This is a genomic window from Alteriqipengyuania lutimaris (assembly GCF_003363135.1).
In the GTDB taxonomy this organism is placed as follows: domain Bacteria; phylum Pseudomonadota; class Alphaproteobacteria; order Sphingomonadales; family Sphingomonadaceae; genus Alteriqipengyuania; species Alteriqipengyuania lutimaris.
This window is the reverse complement of the sequence record NZ_QRBB01000001.1, coordinates 2,587,391-2,603,624: the sequence shown is the minus strand read 5'-3', so window position 1 is coordinate 2,603,624 and position 16,234 is coordinate 2,587,391. Positions and strand designations below refer to the sequence as shown.

At 65.9% G+C, this 16,234-nt stretch carries 13 protein-coding genes and 1 tRNA gene; 11 read left to right on the top strand and 3 right to left on the bottom strand.

Annotation, left to right across the window (positions count from 1 at the left end; all coding sequences use genetic code 11):
* The first annotated feature begins 27 nt into the window (after positions 1-27).
* The 8 genes from DL238_RS12540 (at position 28) to DL238_RS12505 (ending at position 11,483) form a co-directional block, all read left to right on the top strand.
* On the top strand, positions 28-1,677 hold the full coding sequence (locus DL238_RS12540; protein WP_115492568.1) for a carboxylesterase/lipase family protein: 1,650 nt from the start codon (positions 28-30) through the stop codon (positions 1,675-1,677).
* 28 nt (positions 1,678-1,705) lie between these two features.
* Positions 1,706-3,049 carry a spinster family MFS transporter gene (locus DL238_RS12535; protein ID WP_115492567.1) on the top strand — a complete coding sequence of 448 codons (1,344 nt, stop codon included), beginning with the start codon at positions 1,706-1,708 and terminating at the stop codon, positions 3,047-3,049.
* A complete protein-coding gene (locus DL238_RS12530) occupies positions 3,046-4,620 on the top strand; it encodes an FG-GAP repeat domain-containing protein (protein ID WP_234031066.1) in 1,575 nt (524 codons plus the stop codon). The genes DL238_RS12535 and DL238_RS12530 overlap by 4 nt, the downstream gene beginning before the upstream one ends.
* 193 nt (positions 4,621-4,813) lie before the next feature.
* Positions 4,814-5,221 carry a hypothetical protein gene (locus tag DL238_RS12525; protein WP_115492565.1) on the top strand — a complete coding sequence of 136 codons (408 nt, stop codon included), beginning with the start codon at positions 4,814-4,816 and terminating at the stop codon, positions 5,219-5,221.
* A gap of 245 nt (positions 5,222-5,466) precedes the next feature.
* A complete protein-coding gene (locus DL238_RS12520) occupies positions 5,467-6,090 on the top strand; it encodes a response regulator transcription factor (RefSeq protein ID WP_115492917.1) in 624 nt (207 codons plus the stop codon).
* A gap of 100 nt (positions 6,091-6,190) precedes the next feature.
* Positions 6,191-7,402: an acyl-CoA dehydrogenase family protein gene (locus DL238_RS12515; RefSeq protein WP_115492564.1), complete on the top strand. Its 1,212-nt coding sequence runs from the start codon at positions 6,191-6,193 to the stop codon at positions 7,400-7,402.
* Between the two features lie 14 nt (positions 7,403-7,416).
* The gene (locus tag DL238_RS12510; RefSeq protein WP_115492563.1) at positions 7,417-8,481 is read left to right on the top strand and encodes an acyl-CoA dehydrogenase family protein; all 1,065 of its coding nucleotides are present in this window, start codon (positions 7,417-7,419) and stop codon (positions 8,479-8,481) included.
* Between the two features lie 260 nt (positions 8,482-8,741).
* Positions 8,742-11,483 carry a TonB-dependent receptor gene (locus DL238_RS12505; RefSeq protein WP_115492562.1) on the top strand — a complete coding sequence of 914 codons (2,742 nt, stop codon included), beginning with the start codon at positions 8,742-8,744 and terminating at the stop codon, positions 11,481-11,483.
* Positions 11,484-11,586: 103 nt separating this feature from the next.
* Here DL238_RS12505 and DL238_RS12500 read toward each other — a convergent pair whose 3' ends face one another.
* The 3 genes from DL238_RS12500 to DL238_RS12490 form a co-directional block, all read right to left on the bottom strand.
* On the bottom strand, positions 11,587-11,880 hold the full coding sequence (locus DL238_RS12500) for a GNAT family N-acetyltransferase (RefSeq protein WP_115492561.1): 294 nt from the start codon (positions 11,878-11,880) through the stop codon (positions 11,587-11,589).
* Between the two features lie 100 nt (positions 11,881-11,980).
* Positions 11,981-12,811, bottom strand: coding sequence for a pirin family protein (locus tag DL238_RS12495; protein ID WP_181883910.1), 831 nt, complete (start codon positions 12,809-12,811; stop codon positions 11,981-11,983).
* 103 nt (positions 12,812-12,914) lie between these two features.
* Positions 12,915-12,991, bottom strand: a tRNA-Pro gene (locus DL238_RS12490).
* A gap of 274 nt (positions 12,992-13,265) precedes the next feature.
* Between DL238_RS12490 and yajC the strand changes: the two genes are divergently transcribed.
* From yajC to secF, 3 genes are read left to right on the top strand one after another with little or no spacing between them, the layout of a single operon-like run.
* Positions 13,266-13,580 (top strand): preprotein translocase subunit YajC, encoded by a 315-nt coding sequence (gene yajC, locus DL238_RS12485; RefSeq protein WP_115492559.1) that lies wholly within the window; start codon positions 13,266-13,268, stop codon positions 13,578-13,580.
* Positions 13,581-13,599: 19 nt separating this feature from the next.
* Positions 13,600-15,198 (top strand): protein translocase subunit SecD, encoded by a 1,599-nt coding sequence (gene secD, locus DL238_RS12480; protein ID WP_115492558.1) that lies wholly within the window; start codon positions 13,600-13,602, stop codon positions 15,196-15,198.
* A gap of 21 nt (positions 15,199-15,219) precedes the next feature.
* Positions 15,220-16,200, top strand: coding sequence for a protein translocase subunit SecF (gene secF / locus DL238_RS12475; protein WP_115492557.1), 981 nt, complete (start codon positions 15,220-15,222; stop codon positions 16,198-16,200).
* The last annotated feature ends 34 nt before the right edge of the window (positions 16,201-16,234 follow it).

Below are 16,234 nucleotides of genomic sequence, written 5' to 3'. Positions count from 1 at the left end.
CCCTGCGAGGAGAGGAGTGATGAAGGCATGAACCCTTGCCGGCGGATTCTCGGAATCGTCGCGTCGGCCCTGCTGCTGGCGGGCTGTGCGAGCGTGGACAATACGCCTCTGGCGCCGGCGGCCCCGCTCGTCACCACCTCTGACGGCACGCTGCGCGGCAGCGCGCAGGCCGGCTTGCACGTGTTTCGCGGGATTCCCTACGCGGCCGCTCCGGTCGGCGACCTGAGGTGGAAGCCCCCGCAACCGACAGCGCAGTGGGAGGGGGTGCGCGACGCGAGCAGCTTCGGCCCGGCCTGCATGCAGCCACCGGTTCCTGCCAGCAGCCTCTACAATGATCCGCCCGCAAGATCTTCGGAAGACTGCCTCAATCTCAATATCTGGGCCCCCGCGGACGCAGCGAATGCACCCGTCATCGTGTGGATCCACGGGGGATCGCTGCGAATCGGCGCGAACAGCCTGTCGATGTACGACGGGGCCAACTACGCACAGCGCGGGGTGGTGTTCGTTTCGCTCAATTATCGCCTCGGACCGCTGGGCTGGATGGCGCATGAAGACCTGAGCCAGGAATCCGAACACGGCATCTCGGGCAATTACGGGCTGCTCGACCAGATCGCGGCGCTGGAGTGGGTGCGCGGGAATATCGCGGCCTTCGGAGGCAACCCGTCGAATGTCACCATCATGGGGGAATCGGCGGGCGCGCTGAGCGCTACCTACCTCATGGTCGCTCCACACGCACGCGGCCTGTTCGACAAGGCGATCATCCAGAGCACCAACCTGCGCAGTTTCCCGAGGCTGTCCGAAGCTGCCAACGGACTGCCCTCGGCGCAGACGATCGGAGTGGCGCTGCTGGACAAGCTCGGAGCGGCGGACATCGCAGCCGCGCGCGCCATGGACGCGCAGGCGCTGACCAACCGCGCTACGCTGGCCGGGTTCGCGCCGCAGGGCACGATCGACGGCGTCGTGCTGCCCGATCAGCTGGTCGATATCTTCGACCGGGGCGAGCAGGCGCGCGTGCCCGTGATCGTGGGTTACAATGCGCACGAATATCGCCCCGAAGGCGGCCTCGGCCTGCGCATGCCCGCGACGCCCGAGCAATACGAGGCGCTGATTGCGCCCACCTTCGGCGATCTCACGCCCGAGTTCCTGCGCATCTATCCGCACGAGCAAGGCGCCGATGCCCTGCTCGACGCGACCGGCGACACGATCTTCGGCTGGTCGGGAGAGCGTATCGCCCGAAGCCAGCACGCGCTCGGCCTCGCGTCCTTCTTCTACGTCTTCGACCATTGTTACCCGTCGGCCGAAGCACGCGATCTGTGCGCCTTCCACGCCAGCGAAGTGCCGTTCACCTTCGGCAACCTGAGCGCCGCGGCGATGCCCGAGCACTGGCCGGTGCCCGATGGCAATCACGACCGGACGGTATCGGACGCGATGCTCGAGTACTGGACCAGCTTTGCTGCGAGCGGTCGACCGGCCGCGCAAGGCCATCCGGTCTGGCAGCCTTACGGGGCGGCGGAGCACTACCTCCGCTTCGACGACGCTCCGCTGGCCGGGCGCGATTACAAGCCGGGCATGTTCGAGCTGCTCGAGAGCTTCGCCCGCCGCGAGCGTGCGGCGGGTCGTTCGTGGGGCATGCCGGTGGGCCTGACTCCAGCACCGCCATCCGACGAAGAGCAATAAACGGAAACCCGAGGGGGAGAGCCCGACCATGAGCACTACCGAAACGACCGCGCAGGCCGAAGCGCCCCCGGCGCAAACGCCGTACAGCAAGGCATCCTACCGCTACTTCGTGCTGGGCGTCCTGACGCTGGTCTACGCGCTCAACTTCGTCGACCGGCAGCTGCTCGTGATCCTGCAGGAGCAGATCAAGGAAGAGCTGGTGCTGTCCGACACGCAACTCGGCCTGCTGTCGGGGCTGGCCTTCGCTGTGTTCTACGTCTCCTGCGGCATCCCCATCGCGCGCTGGGCCGACAGCGGAAACCGGCGCAACATCATCGCGCTGGCGCTGACCGTATGGAGCGGCATGACCGCGGTCAGCGGGCTGGCGCAGAACTACGCCCAGCTAGTGCTCGCGCGCGTTGGCGTGGGCGTGGGCGAGGCAGGCGGAAGCCCGCCCGCGCATTCGATGATTTCGGACATTTTCCCGGAAAAGGAACGCGCCACCGCGCTCTCGATCTACTCGATCGGTATCTATATCGGCATCCTCACCGGCTTCGCGCTCGGCGGCTTCATCGCCGACGCCTTCGGCTGGCGAATGGCCTTCTTCGTGGTCGGTCTGCCCGGCGTCATCGTCGCGCTGTTCCTGCGCTTCGCCGTGGCCGAGCCGATCCGCGGCTGGTCGGAGAAGCGCGAGACCGAGGTCGGCGACAATCCCGGCGTGATCGAGGTCCTGAAATTCCTCTGGTCGCGCAAGACCTTTCGCAATCTCGCGCTCGCCGGAAGCCTCCAGGCGATGATCATCTATGCGATCGGCAACTGGCTGCCTTCGTATTTCCTGCGCTATCACGAGATCGGGCTGGCCCAACTCGGCGTCTGGATGGCCCTGACGGCGGGCTTCGGCGGCGGTGCTGGCTCCTTCTTCGGCGGGTGGCTTGCGGACAGGATGGGCCAGCGCGACCGCCGCTGGTACGTCTGGGGCTCGGCGATCATGATCCTTGCGATCACCCCCGTGCTGCTCGTCATGCTCACGACCGGCAACCTCACGCTGGCGCTGCTGCTGACGGGCGTGTTCCACTTCCTCTCCGCCTCCTACCTCGGCCCGGCGCTCGCCGTGTCGCACGGGCTGGTGGGCCTCAGGATGCGGGCGCTGACCTCGGCGGTGTTCTTCTTTTTCATCAACCTGATCGGGCTGGGGCTAGGCCCGTTCTTCGTGGGGAGCCTGAGCGACGGCTTCAGCGCTGCAGGGTACGAGGCCGCGCTGCCCACCGCGATGCTGATCGTCGGCTGCATCGCCTCGGTCTGGGGATGCGTGCACTACCTGATCGCCTCCCGGCATCTTCGCGAGGATATCGCCAACAGCCCAGCCACGGCACCCAGGGTGGAGGCCTTGTGAGACCTGCGGGCACCCTGCGCCCGTCGCTTGCGGTCCTGATCGCATTGGCGGGTGCGGGCTGCGCGACAACTCCGCTGCCCGCTTCGCCCACCGTGGCGGACAAACCGAGCGAAGCACGCACCCCGGCGGGCGACTACATCTCGTGGCGCGAGCACCGGATCGACGACGAGGAGCTGGGCGGCGTGCCCGTTCGCGGCGGCGACGGATTGCAGATGGCCGATATCGACCGCGACGGGTTTCTCGACATCGTTTCGGTCCACGAGGATTCGAACCACCTGCGGATCGCCTTCGGCAGCGCCGATCCCGATGCGTGGGTGCTGGCGACGGTCGCCTCGGGCGATATCGTACGCGCGATCGAGGATATCGCGGTGGGCGACCTCGATGGCGATGGCTGGCCAGATCTGGTCGCCGCGAACGAGGAGACGCATCTCGCCTACTTCCGCAATCCGGGCAGCGGAGCCGCGGCGCGCCGGGGCGCGTGGGAGGGCCTGATCCCGCCAATCACGCAGGGACGCGGATCTTGGCTGCGCGTGTTCATCGCAGATATCGACGGAGACGGGCGGAACGATGTGACGGCGGCCAACAAGGGCGCGAGCGACATCGTCGATCCCGACACCCCGCGCGCCGACCGCACCACTTCGCTCTTCACGCTGCGCGGCGACCCGCTCGATCCGGCAGCCTGGCACGAGCAGGTCCTGTTCGAAGAAGACGTGCCCAATACCGCGATGCCGGTGGATATCGACGGCGATGGCGATCTCGATGTGCTCGCCGCCGCGCGGCTCACGCAGCAGGCCTACATCCTCGAAAATCGCGGGACGGATGGAGGACAGGTCGCGTTCTTGCCGCATCCGATCATGATCGACGATCCCGCATTGCCCGGCTGCACCGTCGCGACCAGCGCCTTTCAGTCGGCCTTCCGCGATCTGAGCGATGACGGACGGCCCGACCTTGTGGTCGGCGTGTTCGAGCAATGCGGGGACCCGCGTGCACCCAGCGGTCTGCCTGCGCTCGGCTGGCTGGAGCAGCCCACTACGCTCGATTCGCCATGGGTCTACCACCGGATCGGCGACATCCTGCCCGATATGGTCATCGCGGTGGAACTCGCCGACTTCGACGGCGACGGCGATCTCGATGCGGTGACCGGCGGCTATTCGGGGCTCAACATTCTCAGGGGCGGCTATTCGGGCGCGCCGCGCGATCGGGACGGGCCGTCTGTCACCGCGGCGGACAGCGTGGGGCGGATCGCATGGTTCGAGAACCCCGGCGCGGATGGCGGGGAGTGGCGGCGACTTGACATCTCGCGCCGGGTGCGCGGGATGTACGACCATTTCATCGCCCGCGACATGGACGGCGACGGCGACATCGATCTGGTCGGCACGCGCGGCAACAGCGGGCGGTTCGACGGAGTCTTCTGGCTCGAGCAAGTTCGCAGCGAGCGCCCGGGACCGGCCTTCGTACCCGCCCGCAGCGACGAGAGTCGCGCCCTGCCATTGCCGCCCGACGACTGGCTGGATCGCTATGGCGAGGGCAACACGCTGGTCGCGCCGAACAAGCGCCGGGACGATGAATGATTGGGCGGATCGCGTCCAATCAGTGCCTTACAAGGCGAACCTGCATCGTTACTTGAGCAACTTCCGGCTTCGGCACGCACCTCGCCTATGCTATCATTTCCCCATAATCCACTATTGCGAATGCGTTGCATTTACATCTCTCGTGGATCGCGTTAGGCGTTGCGTACAGCAAGCAGAGGAGTGCACGCGCCAGATGGCCTTCGATCTCGATCTTCTCACCAGCACGCCCGATCTGCGCACGGTAGCCCCGGTACACGCCCGGATCGTCCGTTCGCTGCGCTACACGCATCTCGCGCGCAGGGGGCGCGGCTTTTGCTGCGACGATCTGGCGGAGGAGCTAGGTGCGCCGCTAGCGGTGCACGCCTTCCTCGTCTTCCTCGACGAGGCGGGCCGCGCCTGGCCCGAACCGATCGTGCTCAACCCGCCGTGCCAGCACCGGATGAGCTATGACGAGATGCTGCTGGTCGATTGCGCCATCGCAGCCGCCAAGGGCGATCGCGCGGCGTTCGACAGCTTCCTTTGCGACATGCTCGCACCCTCCGCCCGCACGCCGATCTGGATCGCGGCGCGGCGCCTGATGCGGCGCATGGCGACCGCCTGACGCAGTCCCGGGGCGCTGGGTGCCGATCCTCCCCTGGGGATTGCCCCACGGGCATTTCTCCCGGGTTTGCATCCGAAACGGAGGTAGTGCGCAAGCCGCACCGCCTGTCGCGAATATGCCTCCTTTGCAGGCCGTGCGCGCATGATCGTTCCACATTCGTAGTACCTCGTATTTCTCCGACCCGCAGAAACGCGGATGTTCCGTAGGGGCCAGCGACGGCCGGATTGCGGGGGGACTTGATGGGCATGCGCGAAACACTCGATGTGATCGAACCGGACGAAACGCTGCGTCGGCAATTGGCTGGCGCCCTCGAACAGGCGGGTTTGCGCGCCGAGCCTTACGAAGACGCGCGTACATTCCTGCTCTATCGTGGGTCCGGCTGCCGGGCCGTGCTGGTCGCGGACGATCGGGAGGATGCCTTCGGCGTGATCGAAACGCTTGGCCAGCAGGGCGTCTGGCTGCCGGTGATCGCCTATTCCTCGCGCCTGTCGGTACGGCGCATCGTGCGGTTCCTGCGCGCGGGCGGCTACGATTATTTCGTCCTGCCTCTCGATGCCGCCGAACTGACGCGCAGTATCGCGCAGCTGCGGCAGGGAAAGGCGAGCTACGCAGTCGCCCGCCAGCGCGCGGCCGCCGCGCGGGTCAAGCTCGGCTGGCTGAGTCCGCGCGAGGCCGAAGTGCTCGCTTCGATGGCGGAGGGGCGGTCGAACAAGTCGATCGGCATCGATCTGGGCATCAGCCCGCGCACGGTCGAGATCCATCGGGCCAACATGCTCGCCAAGCTGGGTGCCCATTCGTCGAGCGAGGCGCTGCGCATGTTCATCGAGGACGCGCTGCTCAACGGCGAGGCGGCCAGTCCGGACGCATAGGCCGTATCGCGCCCGCGCGGCCACTCCCGATTTTCCCTTTACGAAAGCGTAAAGCCGCGCGTAGGTATCCGGCCAAACCAGCCGGTAGGGGAGAGTTGCCATGGCCAGTGTCGCCGAACCCGACACGAAATCCGATCTCGATGCGTTTCGCGACGAAGTGCGCGCATTCCTGGCGGAGAATTTTCCGCCCGAACTGCGCGGCAAGAACAACCTGCTCAGCAGCGTCGAGGAAGCCGGCGAGGAAAGCCCCGAGGAAAAATCGTGGCGTCTCGCGATGGGCGAGAAGGGCTGGGGCACACCGACCTGGCCGAAGGAATATGGCGGCGGCGGCCTGACCAAGAAGCAGGCGCGCGCGCTCGAGGAAGAAATGGCGAAGGTCGGGGCATGGAACCCGATCGGCGGGATGGGCGTGATGATGCTCGGCCCCACGCTGCTCGAATTCGCCAGCGAAGAACAGAAGCACGAGCATATCCCGCCGATCTGCAAGGGCGAAGTGCGCTGGTGCCAGGGCTATTCCGAACCCAATGCCGGGTCCGATCTTGCCAACCTCCAGACGATGGCCGAGGACAAAGGCGACCACTACCTCGTCAACGGTCAGAAGACCTGGACCAGCGGTGGCCAGTGGGCCGACAAGTGCTTCTGCCTCGTGCGCACCAGCCGCGCAGACAAGCACAAGGGCATCTCCTTCCTGCTGATCGACATGGACGCGCCCGGCGTCGACGTGAAGCCGATCAAGATGATTTCGGGCATGAGCCCGTTCTGCGAGACCTTCTTCACCGATGTGAAGGTGCCCAAGGATAACCTCGTCGGCGAGGAAGGGCAGGGCTGGACCATCGGCAAGAAGCTGCTGCAGCACGAGCGGACCAATCTTTCGGGCGGCGGCGCGCTCGCCGCGCTCAATGCGCAGCCGCTGCACAAGATTGCGGAGCATTACGTCGGGTTGGGCGAAGACGGCAAGCTCGCCGATGCCGAGCTGCGCGTGAAGATCGCCGATTTCGAAATGCGCTGGAATGCCTTCCTGCTGACCGCGCGCCGCGCGATGGAGGAAAGCAAGGCGGCGGGCGGCGTGTCCGACATCAGCTCGATCCTCAAGAAGGCGGGCACCAGGCTGGGGCAGGAACGCGCCGAGCTGATGATCGAGATCATGGGCTTCCGCGGCCTCGGCTGGGAAGGCGAGGGCTTCGAGCAGAAGGAGCTCGACGGCACGCGCGCCTGGCTCTTCGGCAAGGCGACCACGATCTACGGCGGCTCGACCGAAATCCAGAACAACATCATCGCCAAGCGCATCCTTGGCATGCTCGACCACCAGTAAGGGAGCGCAGAAAAATGGCCGTACTGAACGAAGAGCAGGAAATGCTGCGCGACATGGCGCGCGAGTGGACGAAGAACGAGCACCCGGTCGCCGCATGGCGGCAGGTGCGCGACGCGGGCAAGCCGTTCGACGAGGACGCATGGACCGCGATGGCCGAAATGGGCTGGGCGGGGATCATCATCCCCGAAGAGCACGGCGGGACCGATTTCGGCTGGCTGAGCCTTGGCCTGGTGGTCGAGGAAACGGGCAAGACGCTCGCCGCCGGCCCGCTCGTCCCCTCGGCGCTGGCCGCCTCGGCGATCGTGCTGGGCGGGAGCGAGGAGCAGAAGAGCGAGTTCCTGCCGCGCCTCGCCACGGGCGAGCTGATCGGCACGATCGCCTTCGACGAGGGCCCGCGCCATGCGGGCCTCGACGTCAGCACCTCCGTGCATGACGGGCGCCTCACCGGCACCAAGGCTTTCGTCCACGAGGCCAGCCGCGCCGGGATCTACATCGTGCTGGCGCAGGACGGCGTCTATCTGGTGGAGAAGGGTAAGGGCGTCTCGATCGCGAAACGCGCGATGGTCGACATGCGCGACCATGCGGAGATCGATTTCAACGATGCGCCCGCGCAGAAGCTGGCGGCGGGCGGCAGCGATCTGGCGCAGAAGATCCTCGACCATGCGCGCGTGCTGACCGCTGCTGAAATGCTCGGCATGAGCCAGGCGGTGTTCGATACCACGCTCGACTACCTGAAGCAGCGCGTGCAGTTCAATCAGGTGCTCGCCACCTTCCAGGCGCTCCAGCACCGTATGGCGGACCTCTATACCGAGCTCGAACTCGGCCGCTCGGCGGTCGAGGGCGGGCTTCAGGCGATCGACAGCGGCTTCGCGGTGACCGAGGCTGCCGCGCTCGCCAAGGCCCGCGCCAACGACCTGCTCCATCATATGAGCAAGGAAGGCTTGCAGCTCCACGGCGGAATCGGGATGACCGACGAATACGACGTCGGATTCTTCCTCAAGCGCGCGCGGATACTTGAGGCCTCGTGGGGGTCGAGCAGTCATCTGCGCGATCTCTATGCGACCATGAAGGCCTTTTGACCTTACGGAATCCTCCAAACCCGCCGCGCAGTGTTACGAAAGTGTCACATGGCGGCGTATGTTCGGTTTGTCGCTTGTAATAATATTCCAAGTAGCGCAGAATGCCTGGGCTTGGGAGAAGGCATGCCCGGGTGATGACGCAAAGAAAAAACGTGCGCATTGCTCTGGCTTCATCAGGATAACGCGGCAGCGTCTGCGCCTGCCGTCGAACCCTGTCCCTTTTCCCGTCGCGACGAGAAAACATGGGATTGGGAGTTACGATGAAAGCCACTTTTACCCGTTCGATCGCGCTCGGTGCGCTCGCTGGCGGCCTTGCATTCCCCCAGGTTGCGATGGCCCAGGACGAGGACACCGAGCCGCAGAGCGCCGTCGGCGATCTGGAAGACCAGCTCGACGGCCAGACGACGATCGTCGTCACCGCGCAGGGCCGTACGCAGCAGCTGACCGACGTGCCGGTCGCCGTGAACGTCGTGTCGGCCGAGGAACTGCGCAATTCGGGCGCATCCGACATTCGCGAACTGAACCAGGTGGCCCCCTCGCTCCTCGTCTCCTCCACGGGTAACGAGGCCAACGGCTCCGCGCGTATCCGCGGGATCGGCACCGTGGGCGACAACCCCGGCCTCGAAAGCTCGGTCGCTGTGTTCGTCGATGGCGTCTACCGCTCGCGCTCGGGCAACGCGCTCAGCGAACTGGGCCCGATCGACCGGGTCGAAGTGCTGCGCGGCCCGCAGGGTACGCTGGGGGGGCGCAACAGCTCTGCCGGCCTCATCAACATCTATACCGCGCCGCCCGAATTCGATTTCGGCGGCTATGGCGCCTTCACCTACGGCAACTACGATGCGATCAAGGTCGAAGGCGGGCTGACCGGCCCGATCGGCGATACGCTCGCCGCGCGGGTCGACGGCGTCTATTTCAAGCGCGACGGCTTCTACAATGACGTCGTCAACGACGTCGATGTCAACGACCGCGACCGCTACCTCGTGCGCGGGCAGTTGCTGTTCGAGCCGAACGACGGCCTCTCGGTCCGCCTGACCGGCGACTATTCGAAGAAGGACGAAGCGTGCTGCGCCGCGACCTTCGTGCAGCCGAGCTTCGCGCCGCTGGCGCGACTGGCGGACGATGTTCCGGTCCTCTCGGCCGACGCGAAGTTCGACTATCCCGGATCGGCGACCCCTGCGCTGACCAGCACGGCGAACCCGATCATCCCCGTGCTGCTGGCGCTCGGCCAGAATCCCAACGCGCTCAATCAGGACACGTTCAACCGCGATATCTACGTCTCGCCCGGCCGCAGCTATGCCGGCGAGACCGAGGATTACGGCGTCGCACTCGAAGCGAACTGGGATCTGGGCGGCGCGGAGCTGACCTCGATCACCGGCTATCGCGAATATGCCAACTTCCAGGGCTCGGACACCGACTACACGCAGGTCGATATCCTCTACCGCGCCCCCGGACCCAATGCCGGTGCGCGCGAGTTCAAGACCTTCAGCCAGGAACTGCGCCTTCAGGGCGAAGCTTTCGAAGGCAAGCTCGACTGGCTGATCGGCGGCTATTTCGCCAACGAGAAGCTGGAAACACGCGACAACCTGCGCTTCGGCACGCAGTACGGCGCCTTCGCGCCGTGCCGCGTGGTCAATGCGATCAATCCCGCGCTGGCAAACCCGGCCGCATCGGGCTGTATCTCCGCCGGCGCGCGCGGCCTTGTCGCCCCGCTGCTTGGCCCGGCATCGCCGCTGATCTTCGCGGGTCTCGATAACCTCGCGGGGCTCAACGATCTCGGCTCGACCAACGACGTGTACAACCAGGAAAGCAACAACTTCGCGGTCTTCACGCACAACATCTTCAACATCACGGACCGGCTGAACCTGACCCTTGGCCTTCGTTACACCAACGAAACCAAGGATTTCGACGCAGCACTGGGCAACGACAACACGGTCTGCCCGACCAACCGCGCGCTGCTTTCGCCGCTGCTCGGCACCGGAGCCGCCGCGCTCGCCGGCGGGATCATCTCGCTGTCGTGCCAGGGCAACAGCACTGCCGAGCTCGACGGTGTGACGCTGTCCGACAGCCGCGACGAAGAGGAGTTCACCGGAACCGCGGTCCTCTCGTTCAAGCCGACCGATCGCCTGCTGACCTACGCCAGCTATTCGCGCGGGTACAAGGCAGGCGGCTTCAACCTCGACCGCTCGGCGCTCCAGGCGAGCCCGGTGGTCGGAAACCCGGCGCTGACCGGTTCGACCGCCAACCTGCAGTTCGACCAGGAAACGGTCGACGCGTTCGAGATCGGCACCAAGTACGACGGCCGCGACTGGACGCTGTCGCTCGCCGGTTTCTACCAGCGGTTCTCCAACTTCCAGCTCAACACCTTCAACGGTTCGGTCTTCGTGGTCCAGAACGTCAACTCGTGCGGCACGTCGCTGGGCGGGGCGGATCTGGACAATGACATCACGACCGGCGCCTGCAGCCCTGACGACGTGCAGCCCGGTGTGACGGCCAAGGGTGTCGAGGCGGAGCTGAGCGTGCGTCCCGCGCGCTTCTTCACCACCAATTTCGGCCTCACCTATGCCGATACGCGGTACGAAGACGACCTGATCGGTGACGAGAGCGGCACCCCGCTCGACCCTGCGCTGCGCCTGCTGCCGGGTGACAACCTCTCGAACGCGCCGGAGATCACCGCCACCGCATCGGTGTCCTACACGCCGCCGATCGGCAACAGCGGGCTGTCCGCCCTGTTCTATCTGAACACCCGGATGAGCGGCGATTACAACACCGGTTCGGACCTGCTCTACGGCAAGGAACAGGACGGCTTCTTCCTCGTGAACGGACGTGTCGGTCTGCGCGGACCGGACGAAGCGTGGGCGATCGAGGTGTGGGCGCAGAACCTGTTCGACCAGGAATATACGCAGGTCGCGTTCAACACGCCCTTCGTGGCCGAGCAGCAGACCTACTCGGCCTATCTGGCCGAGCCGCGGACCTACGGCGTCACGGTGCGCGCGGGCTTCTGATCCACGCAATCCACCGATGAACAGACGGCGCGGGAGGGCAACCTTCCGCGCCGTTTTCTTTTGGCGGAAAGGGCAGGTTCGCGCCGGCGAACCTCGAAGCCGTCTACTGCACCACGTCGGCCCAGTCGGGGTGGCGCTGCGCCTGTGCCTTGAAGAAGGGGCACAGCGGCACGATCCGGAAACCCTCGGCCCGCGCATCGGCCACGACGCGCTCGGCCAGCGCCGCACCCACGCCCCTGCCGCGCAGGGAATCGGGCACGCCGGTGTGATCGACGATCACCAGGCTATCGCTGGCGCGCGAGAAGGTCAGCTCGCCGACCTCGTCCGAACCTTCGACCTGGGCGACGTAGAGCCCCTTGGTATCATTGCCGATGCGGTTGATCGTGATCGCAGCCATGGCCGCGCCCTTAACCGCAAAGCGCCGGGGCTGCAAAGCCGAACGGGCGCGCGGCGGTCGGCCCAAACCCGCGCGATCCCCTCCAATCGCGCGCGTGGTTCTAGAACTTGCCGGCCTGATGGTCCCTGATCGCCTGCACGATTTCCTCGCGCGTGTTCATGACGAAGGGACCATGCGCGACCATCGGTTCGCCGATCGGGTCCGCGTGGCCGAACAGCAGCAGGCAGCCGTCCTCGCTCGCCACGTCGATTCCGTCGCCGTCGGTCAGTTTCGCGAGCGTATGCTCGGGCACGGCGTCGTCGCCGATGCGGGCCGCGCCGCGCACTGTGTAGAAGAACACGTTGCGTCCCGCAGGCGCGGGCAGGGTGGCCGAACTGCCTGCCGCCATCTCGACGGTGGCCAGCATGACGCCGGTCAGCGACTCGATCGGCGCGCCCTCGGTGCCCGAAACGGGAAGCATGCGCACGCCGGGCGCCATGTCGACTGCCGGGATCTCGGCTGCGGTCACGGGGGTGTAGGCGGGCGTCGTCATCTTGAGCCGCGCGGGCAGGTTGACCCACAATTGCAGGATTTCGAGCGGGCCGCCCTCGCGCTTGAAGCTCTCGGGCGAAAGCTCGGCATGGGTCAGGCCGCTGCCGGCGGTCATCCACTGGACGCCGCCTTCCTCGACGATGCTCTCGCCCCCACCGGTGTCGTGATGGGCGAGGCTGCCTTCGAGGATGAAGGTCACGGTCTCGAATCCGCGATGCGGATGCGGGCCGAAGGGCAGGCCGCCATTGCCGGGCGGGTAGGTCTGCGGCCCGTGATGGTTGAGGAACAGGAACGGATCGACCTGTGGTAGCCCCGCGCCGGGCACGGGCCTGCGCGTGACGAGGGTGTCGATATCGTCGCGGATGGCGCGATGGAGCGAGGCGAGGGTGCGTGTCGTCATGGTCACCCACATAGGGTCACGGCCGTCCGATACCAGCCTGACCATCGCCCAAACGGGGGCGAATCTGTAGGGCAAGTCTTTCGATAATGGGGAGGAATTCCACTGGTCGGGAAGACAGGATTCGAACCTGCGACCCCCACACCCCCAGTGTGATGCGCTACCAGGCTGCGCTACTTCCCGAGCAGTGGAACGGGGCCTATAGGCGCGAGAATCGCGGCTGGCAATGGCTGTGACGGCCTGCGGGCATGCATATTTTTCGTACCCCTCCGGTCGCGCAGTTTCGCCGCCGCTGACCTCCAGCATCGGATTGCTCTGTGCCCCCAAGGCTGCTAGGCGCGCCGGTCAGGGCTGGCCCGAAGGCGCATGCAGGATTTGTCCGCACCCGGACGCTTGCACACACCGACCCGGCTTGCCATTTCGCTCTCGCAATTCTCAACAGCCATCCGGACCTTCAATGCTCGATCTCATGACCGCCGCGGCCAGCGCAAGCGCGCCTCCGGCCTGGCTCCAGTTCCTGCCCTTCGTGGGCATGATCCTGATTTTCTGGTTCCTCATCATCCGTCCGCAGATGAAGCGGCAGAAGGAACACCAGGAAAAGATCGGCGGCCTGAAGAAGGGCGACCGCGTGGTGACCGCAGGGGGACTGATCGGCAAGATCGTGGCCGTGCGCGACGACGAGGTCGAGCTGGAACTGGCGCAAGGGGTGAAGGTCAAGGCCGTGAAGAGCACGATCGGCGACGTGATCGGCCCCAAGGCCAGCAACGACTAACCCCGGAAAGTCACAGCAAATGCTCGAATTTCCGCGCTGGCGCAAAATCTGGCTCTGGGCGCTGACCCTGGCGGTGGTGGCCTGCGCCATCCCGTCCCTGTTCTCCGCCCTCGGCCTGTCCTATCCCGACGAACTGCCTGAACCGACCGTCAATCTCGGGCTCGACCTTGCCGGCGGGAGCCACATCCTGCTCGAGGCCGAACGCGATCAGGTCGCAGCCCAGCGGCTCGAGAACATGGAAGAAAGCGTGCGCACCGCGCTCGCCGATGCCGAGCCGGCCATTCGCATCGGCGACCTCTCGACTGCTGACGGACGCCTGTCCTTCATGCTCGACGATGCAGGCGAGATCGATCGCACGCGCGAGATCCTCACCCCGCTGATGAACGGCGAAGGCCTGACCCGCGAATGGGAGATCACGCTCGTCGATAGCAACCGCGTGGTGCTCACGCCCTCGCAGGCGGCGATCGACACGGCCGTGACGCAGGCGATGGACAGCGCGACCGACGTGGTGCGCCGCCGGATCGACGAGCTCGGCACGCGCGAGCCGACGATCATCCGCCAGGGCGATACGCGGATCGTGGTCCAGGTCCCGGGCCTGCAGGACCCGCAGCAGCTCAAGGCGCTGCTCGGCCAGACCGCGCAGCTCGAATTCAAGCTGGTCGATCCCGACGCGCTGCCGAACGACGTCGCACAGGGCATCGCGCCTCCGGGAAGCGAGATCTTCCCCTACGCAGCCGGATCGGATTTCGAAGGCCAGAACATCGCCGTGCGCCGCCTCGGCGGGATCCAGGGCGACAACCTCACCGGCGCGCAGGCCGGCGTCGATCCGCAGACAAACGAGAGCGTCGTCAATATCCAGTTCGACCAGCAAGGCGGCCAGCGCTTCGCCCAGCTGACCACCCAGAACGTCGGGCGGCCGTTTGCCATCATCCTCGACGGTGAAGTGCTGTCCGCGCCCAATATCAACGAGCCTATCCGTGGCGGCGCGGCGCAGATTTCGGGCAGCTTCACCCCCGAATCCGCCAACGCGCTCGCGATCTCGCTGCGTTCGGGCGCGCTGCCGGTGGACCTCGCGATCGTCGAGGAACGCACCGTGGGGCCGGATCTCGGCGCGGATTCGATCCGCAGCGGCCTCATCGCGATGGCGATCGGGTCCTTCCTCGTGATCGCGCTGATGATCGTGACCTACGGCCGCTTCGGCGTCTATGCGACGGCTGCGCTGATCATCAACGTGATCATGGTGCTGGGCATCATGGCCGCGCTCAACACCACGCTGACGCTGCCGGGGATCGCGGGCTTCGTCCTCACCGTCGGTGCGGCGGTCGACGCCAACGTGCTGATCAACGAGCGTATCCGCGAGGAGCGCAAGCGCGGGAGGCGCGTGGTGACCGCGGTCGAGAACGGCTACCGCGAGGCGAGCCGCGCGATCTACGACGCCAACGTCACCAACTTCATCGCCGGTGTGCTGCTGTTCATGTTCGGCTCGGGGCCCATCCGCGGCTTCGCGGTCGTCCTGATCATCGGCCTGTTCACTTCCGTCTTCACCGCCGTCACGCTGACCCGCATGTGGGTCGCAGGCTGGCTGAAGTCCCAGCGCCCGCGCGATCTCAACATCTAGGCGGGGCACGAGAGACACATCATGAAACTCCTGAAGCTCGTCCCCGACGATACCAACATCAAGTTCCTGAAGTGGCGGATTCCCTTCTACGTCGTCAGCATTCTGCTGATGGTGCTGAGCTGGGTCGCGGTGTTCACCATGGGCCTGAACTACGGCGTCGATTTCGCCGGTGGGCAGGAAATCCGCGCGACCTTCACAGACCAGCAGGAAGCGCCGATCGCGGACATCCGCGATACGGTCGGCTCGCTGCCCGACACGGGCGATCCGGTGGTCCAGCGCTTCGGCGCGGCCAACGAGGTCTCGATCCGGGTCAAGCTCCCGGCCGAGGCGGAGGGCGACAAGGAATTCGCCGACCGGCTGACGCGCGAGATCACCACCGCGCTCAACAGCGAATATTCGGGCATCCGCATCGACGGGGTCGACAGCGTGTCGGGCAAGGTCTCGGGCGAATTCCGGAACCGCGCGCTCTACGCGCTGCTGGCCGCGATGCTGGCGATCGCGATCTATATCTGGGTCCGCTTCGAATGGCAGTTCGGCGTGGGCGCGCTCTTCGCGCTGGTCCACGACGTCTCGCTGACGATGGGCTTCTTCGCGCTCACGCAGATGGAGTTCAGCCTGCAGATTATCGCCGCGATCCTCGCCATCATCGGCTATTCGCTCAACGACACCATCGTCGTCTATGACCGCATCCGCGAGAACCTGAAGAAATTCCGCAAGATGCCGGTGCCAGAGCTGCTCGACCTGTCGGTCAACGAGACGCTGGCGCGGACCGTGATGACCTCGCTGACGCTGCTCATCGCGCTGCTGCCGCTGCTGCTGTTCGGCCCGGCGAGCCTGTTCGGCATGGTCGCCGCGATCACGCTGGGCATTTTCGTGGGTACCTACAGCTCGATCTACATGGCCGCGCCGATCCTGATCTGGCTGGGCGTGACCTCGACCAGCTTCGTGCCGCAGGATGGCAAGGCCGACGAGCAGGAAAAGGTCGCGCGCGGCGAGGCTTAGGCCCGCTGGTATCTGGCAATCCGCTCACCCTGAG

What these genes read in the sequence shown, in the direction of transcription:
- DL238_RS12540 (WP_115492568.1), top strand. Translation starts at nt 28, where the DNA reads ATGAACCCTTGCCGGCGGATTCTCGGAATCGTCGCGTCGGCCCTGCTG.
- DL238_RS12535 (WP_115492567.1), top strand. Translation starts at nt 1,706, where the DNA reads ATGAGCACTACCGAAACGACCGCGCAGGCCGAAGCGCCCCCGGCGCAA.
- DL238_RS12525 (WP_115492565.1), top strand. Translation starts at nt 4,814, where the DNA reads ATGGCCTTCGATCTCGATCTTCTCACCAGCACGCCCGATCTGCGCACG.
- DL238_RS12520 (WP_115492917.1), top strand. Translation starts at nt 5,467, where the DNA reads ATGCGCGAAACACTCGATGTGATCGAACCGGACGAAACGCTGCGTCGG.
- DL238_RS12515 (WP_115492564.1), top strand. Translation starts at nt 6,191, where the DNA reads ATGGCCAGTGTCGCCGAACCCGACACGAAATCCGATCTCGATGCGTTT.
- DL238_RS12510 (WP_115492563.1), top strand. Translation starts at nt 7,417, where the DNA reads ATGGCCGTACTGAACGAAGAGCAGGAAATGCTGCGCGACATGGCGCGC.
- DL238_RS12505 (WP_115492562.1), top strand. Translation starts at nt 8,742, where the DNA reads ATGAAAGCCACTTTTACCCGTTCGATCGCGCTCGGTGCGCTCGCTGGC.
- DL238_RS12500 (WP_115492561.1), bottom strand. Translation starts at nt 11,880, where the DNA reads ATGGCTGCGATCACGATCAACCGCATCGGCAATGATACCAAGGGGCTC.
- DL238_RS12495 (WP_181883910.1), bottom strand. Translation starts at nt 12,811, where the DNA reads ATGACGACACGCACCCTCGCCTCGCTCCATCGCGCCATCCGCGACGAT.
- yajC (WP_115492559.1), top strand. Translation starts at nt 13,266, where the DNA reads ATGCTCGATCTCATGACCGCCGCGGCCAGCGCAAGCGCGCCTCCGGCC.
- secD (WP_115492558.1), top strand. Translation starts at nt 13,600, where the DNA reads ATGCTCGAATTTCCGCGCTGGCGCAAAATCTGGCTCTGGGCGCTGACC.
- secF (WP_115492557.1), top strand. Translation starts at nt 15,220, where the DNA reads ATGAAACTCCTGAAGCTCGTCCCCGACGATACCAACATCAAGTTCCTG.